General features: G+C 66.9%; 5 protein-coding genes. 2 read left to right on the forward strand and 3 right to left on the reverse strand.

All coding sequences use genetic code 11. The annotated features are described in order from the left end of the window. Positions 1-186: 186 nt before the first annotated feature. The gene (locus tag EOA23_RS32010; RefSeq protein WP_127307027.1) at positions 187-1,062 is read right to left on the reverse strand and encodes a S1C family serine protease; all 876 of its coding nucleotides are present in this window, start codon (positions 1,060-1,062) and stop codon (positions 187-189) included. A gap of 160 nt (positions 1,063-1,222) precedes the next feature. On the opposite strand from EOA23_RS32010, the gene EOA23_RS32015 reads away from it, so the two are divergent. Further along, positions 1,223-2,170, forward strand: a complete 948-nt coding sequence (locus EOA23_RS32015) for a trypsin-like peptidase domain-containing protein (RefSeq protein ID WP_127307028.1) — start codon at positions 1,223-1,225, stop codon at positions 2,168-2,170. 10 nt (positions 2,171-2,180) lie between these two features. Here the strand turns inward: EOA23_RS32015 and EOA23_RS32020 are convergent, their stop codons facing one another. Then, positions 2,181-2,606 carry a VOC family protein gene (locus tag EOA23_RS32020; protein WP_127307029.1) on the reverse strand — a complete coding sequence of 142 codons (426 nt, stop codon included), beginning with the start codon at positions 2,604-2,606 and terminating at the stop codon, positions 2,181-2,183. Positions 2,607-2,671: 65 nt separating this feature from the next. Here EOA23_RS32020 and EOA23_RS32025 point away from each other — a divergent pair, with 65 nt between their 5' ends. Continuing rightward, a complete protein-coding gene (locus EOA23_RS32025) occupies positions 2,672-3,298 on the forward strand; it encodes a TetR/AcrR family transcriptional regulator (RefSeq protein WP_127307030.1) in 627 nt (208 codons plus the stop codon). Here EOA23_RS32025 and EOA23_RS32030 read toward each other — a convergent pair. Beyond that, positions 3,240-4,187: a LysR family transcriptional regulator gene (locus EOA23_RS32030; RefSeq protein ID WP_042647006.1), complete on the reverse strand. Its 948-nt coding sequence runs from the start codon at positions 4,185-4,187 to the stop codon at positions 3,240-3,242. The two genes, EOA23_RS32025 and EOA23_RS32030, sit on opposite strands and share 59 nt — an antisense overlap. Positions 4,188-4,232: the final 45 nt, after the last annotated feature.

The raw sequence follows: 4,232 nt of genomic DNA on the forward strand, positions 1-4,232 counted from the left end.
CGACGTCCGCTGGCTGGCCTGTGCTGCTCCCGGCCAATGTCGGCAGCAGATCGTCACTCGCGGCAAGCGCATCGGCAAGCTGCTCGGCCCGCTCGGCATCGCCGAGCGCCACCAGCACCGTCAGCCGGTGGCCTGACGGTTCCGGTCGTGTGATCACTTGTGCCGCGCTGCTTGCCATCGATCCTCTCAGCTCAGCGGCTTCTCGCCGATGGTGATCGAAACGTCGCGCTCAGCGCCGCCGCTCGAAACACCAAGCGTCACGGTGGTGCCCGCGCTGTCCGGCCCGAGCTTGCGGATCAGCTCGCGCGGGCCATGCACGGCCTCACCGTTCCAGGCGACGACGATATCGCCGACATGCAGGCCGGCGGCCTTGGCCGGACCGTTGTCGTCGAGGCTCATGACCATGGCGCCTTTGGTGTCGCCGTTGCGGATCGGATGCAGCCCGGCGCCGAGATAGCCGCGCGCGACATGACCCTTCTCGCGCAGCGTCGCAACCGCGCGCTCGATCGTCTCGTAAGGCATGACCAGCGCCCGCCGGCGCGGTCCGAACAACAGCATGCCGATCAAACCGCCCTTGGCGTCGAGCACCGGACCGCCCTCGAAGCGACCGCCGGTATTGATGGCGAGGTTGATGCGCCGGTCGATCGCGCCGCCGCGCATCGAGCGCCACGCCGGCCCGACCTCGCCGACCGTGCCGAACACGGCAAGCGCGGCGCCATCGCTGTTGCCCACGGCGATCGCCAGATTGCCGGGCCGCACGGTGCCGGCCTGCGCCAGTTGCGGCAAACCGGCAGCGCCGGAAGCCGGCTTCAGCAGCGCAACGCCCGTCGACGGGTCGCGGCCGGCCAGCTCTGCCTTCACGGTTTCGCCGGATGCCAGCGTCAATTCGATCTCTTCGCCGGCTTCGACCGCTTCCTCGGCGGTAACGAAATAGCCGTCGCGCCAGTGGAAGGCGCTCGCGGTGCGATGGTGATGCGTGACGAAACTCGCGAGCGCGGGCGCAGCGGTTGCCGCGACATCGGCGATCGCGTCGGAAAAGGCACTGAGATTGAAGTCGCTCATAAGACTGTCTCCTGGGTTCGGTGACCCAGATATCGCTCGCTAGCGCAGCCACGGATACTCGCCTGACGGCTAGTCACCGCCCCGACTGGCCATCTGGTTAGGTCGCGGCAATTGGGGCCGCTTCGCACATATAGTCATCATTCCACATGGGAACACACCGATGGCCTTCGCAGCCGAAAAACTTCCATCCGATGACACTTTGCTCGACGCTTACTCGGCATCCGTGGCCGACGCCGTCGACCGTATCGGTCCGGCCGTCTGCCGCATCGAACGCATCGGCGCCGGCGGTCACGGCTCCGGCTTCGTCATCGCGCAGGACGGGTTGGTCGTCACCAACTTCCATGTCGTCGGCGACGCGCGCGCCGTGCGTGTCACCATGCCGGACGGCGCCTCGCGCGACGGCCACGTGCTTGGCCGCGATCCGGATACCGACATCGCGCTGGTCCGCGCCGACGGCAATTTCGCCGATGTCGCGCCGCTCGGCGACTCCAAGCGCCTGCGCCGCGGCCAGATCGCGATCGCGATCGGCAATCCGCTCGGCTTCGAATGGACCGTCACCGCCGGCGTCGTTTCCGCGCTCGGCCGCTCGATGCGCGCCTCGACCGGCCGGCTGATCGACGATGTCATCCAGACCGATGCCGCGCTCAATCCCGGCAATTCCGGCGGGCCGCTTGTGTCGTCGGCGGGCGAAGTGATCGGCGTCAACACCGCCATGATCCACGGCGCGCAGGGCATCGCATTCGCGGTGGCCTCCAACACCGCCAATTTCGTCATCTCGGAGATCATCCGCTTCGGCCGCGTGCGCCGCGCCTTCATCGGCGTGTCCGCCGACACCACCAACCTGCCGCGCCGGGCGGCCCTGTTGTCGCAAGTCACCACGAACACGGCGGTGCGCCTGCGCAGCGTCGAGAAGAATGGTCCCGCCGCCAAGGCAGGCCTGAAGGATGGCGATATCATCGCCGCGATAGACGGCCGGCCGGTCACCGGCGTCGACGACCTCGTGCGCATGCTCGACGCCGAGCGCATCGGCCGCGAGACGCTCTGCACTGTCGTGCGCCGCACCGGCGTCAGCCAGGTGGCGGTGACGCCGGTGGCGCGGACGAGCTAAGCCTCGCTGGCTAGCTTCCCGCCATCCCCTCGGCATATTGCGCCAAAAACTCCTCGCTCGGCGGGATCGGCTTGATGACGTCGATCAGCACGCCGTTGGGGTCCCTGGTGATGAAGTGCCGCTGGCCGAACGGCTCGTCGCGCAAGCTGCGCAGGATCGGCAGGCCGGCGGCAACCACGCGCTCGTAGACGGCATCGGGATCGCGCACCTCGAAATTGATCAGCAGGCCTGACGTTCGTCCGCGCCCCTCCTCCGGGATCGTCTCATGATCCCCTTGCACGACGCCTATATTGACGCGCCTGTCCTCGGTCGATTGCAGATGCACATACCAATCGCTTTCGAAGAGCGGCTTGAAGCGGAAATGCTCGACGTAAAAGGCCGCCGTGCCTTCGACATCGCCCGTCATCAGCACCGGATAGTAGCTGGTCGTCTTCATCTTTCCTTCTCCTCTCATCCAACATACAGTTTGTATGTAAATGCAATAACATACAGGCTGCATGTATGCAACAAGAGCCCGGACGCCGCTCCAACCGCGACCGCACCGAGGCGACGCGCGCCGATCTGATCCGCGCGGCGCGAAAGCTGTTCACGGAAAGATCCTATGCCGAGACCGGCACGCCGGAGATCGTCGCCGAGGCCGGCGTGACGCGCGGCGCGCTCTACCATCACTTCGCCGACAAGCAGGCCCTGTTCGCCGCGGTCGTGGAACAGGAAGCGGCGGCCGTGGCGGCCGAGATCGATCATGCCTCGCCGCCGTCGCTCTCCGCGCGCGAAGCCTTGATCGCCGGATCGGACGCCTATCTCAAGGCAATGCGGGTGCCCGGCCGCACGCGGCTTCTGCTGCTCGACGGGCCGGCCGTGCTCGGCCGCGCAGCCATGGACGAGATCGACAACCGCCACGGCAACCGCTCGCTGCGCGAAGGCCTGGTCGCGGCGATGCGGGCGCAGGCGATGACCAGATTGCCAGCCGAGGCGCTGACCGCCCTGCTCGCCGCCGCCTTCGACCGGGCGGCTCTGGCCATCGAGGCCGGCGCTCTCGCCGAGGACTATCGGGCGGTGCTGATCGCCCTCATGGACGGCTTGTCTCCGGTCCGTCCTCGGCCCACACGCCCGGCTCCATCTCGTTGAAGCAGCCCAGCTGGCGCCTGAACTCGTCGATAAGCCAGGTCGCCGCCGGCTTGGGGCTGCGGTCATTGCGGTGCATGGCATATATCGGCGAGCGGACCTCGCGGTAAGGCTCGAGATCGAGCTCGACCAGCCTGCCGCTGGCAAGGTCGTCGGCGATCAGCCAGCGCGGCAGGCCGCCCCAGCCAAGACCTTCGCGCATCAGCGCATGCTTGGTGCGCATATCGGTCAGCCGCCAGGTACGATAGGCAAAGACGCCATAGTCTCGCCCGCGCGTCCGCTCCGACTGGTCGGTGACGACAAGCTGGATGTGCTCGCGCAGGTCCTCGACACCGACCGGCTTCGGCAGTTTGGCCAATGGATGGTCGGGCGCCGCCGCAGGCACCAGGGAGGTGAAGCCGATGCGCAGCAGATTGACGTCGGCATCGCCTTGCAGGCCGCCGAAGCCGAGATCCACCTGGCCGTTAACGACCTGGTCGACGATCAGGCCGAGCGAGCCGATATAAAGCCGCAGCATGACCGCCGGGAACTGCGCCTCGAAGGCCTTGAGCACGCGCACCAGCGCCGGTGAAGGCAGCGTCACGTCGACCGATATCGCCACTTCCGCTTCCAGCCCTTGCCGGTAGCCGTCGGCGCGCGAGCGGATGCGCTGCAGCACGCCGATCATGCGCCGCGCATCCTCCAGCATCGCCTTGCCGACATCGGTCAGCTGCGGCTCGCGCACGCCTTCGCGCTCGAACAGCTTCAGCCCAAGCTGCGCTTCGAGATTGGCGATGCCGTAGCTCACCACCGACTGCGCCCGGTTGAGCTTGCGCCCTGCTGCCGAGAAGCTGCCGGTATCGGCGACTGCCACCAGGATCTGGAGCTGGTCCAATGTCGGGTTCGGCTGCATGGCTATGCAATCCATTTTGTTGATGGATTGTATACATATTATACC

Origin of the sequence: Mesorhizobium sp. M2A.F.Ca.ET.042.01.1.1, assembly GCF_003997405.1 — a bacterium.
In the GTDB taxonomy this organism is placed as follows: Bacteria; Pseudomonadota; Alphaproteobacteria; order Rhizobiales; family Rhizobiaceae; genus Mesorhizobium.

Bases quoted from the DNA above. Each gene is read 5' to 3' on its own strand.
- EOA23_RS32025 (WP_127307030.1), top strand. From the start codon at position 2,672: ATGCAACAAGAGCCCGGACGCCGCTCCAACCGCGACCGCACCGAGGCG.
- EOA23_RS32020 (WP_127307029.1), bottom strand. From the start codon at position 2,606: ATGAAGACGACCAGCTACTATCCGGTGCTGATGACGGGCGATGTCGAA.
- EOA23_RS32010 (WP_127307027.1), bottom strand. From the start codon at position 1,062: ATGAGCGACTTCAATCTCAGTGCCTTTTCCGACGCGATCGCCGATGTC.
- EOA23_RS32030 (WP_042647006.1), bottom strand. From the start codon at position 4,187: ATGCAGCCGAACCCGACATTGGACCAGCTCCAGATCCTGGTGGCAGTC.
- EOA23_RS32015 (WP_127307028.1), top strand. From the start codon at position 1,223: ATGGCCTTCGCAGCCGAAAAACTTCCATCCGATGACACTTTGCTCGAC.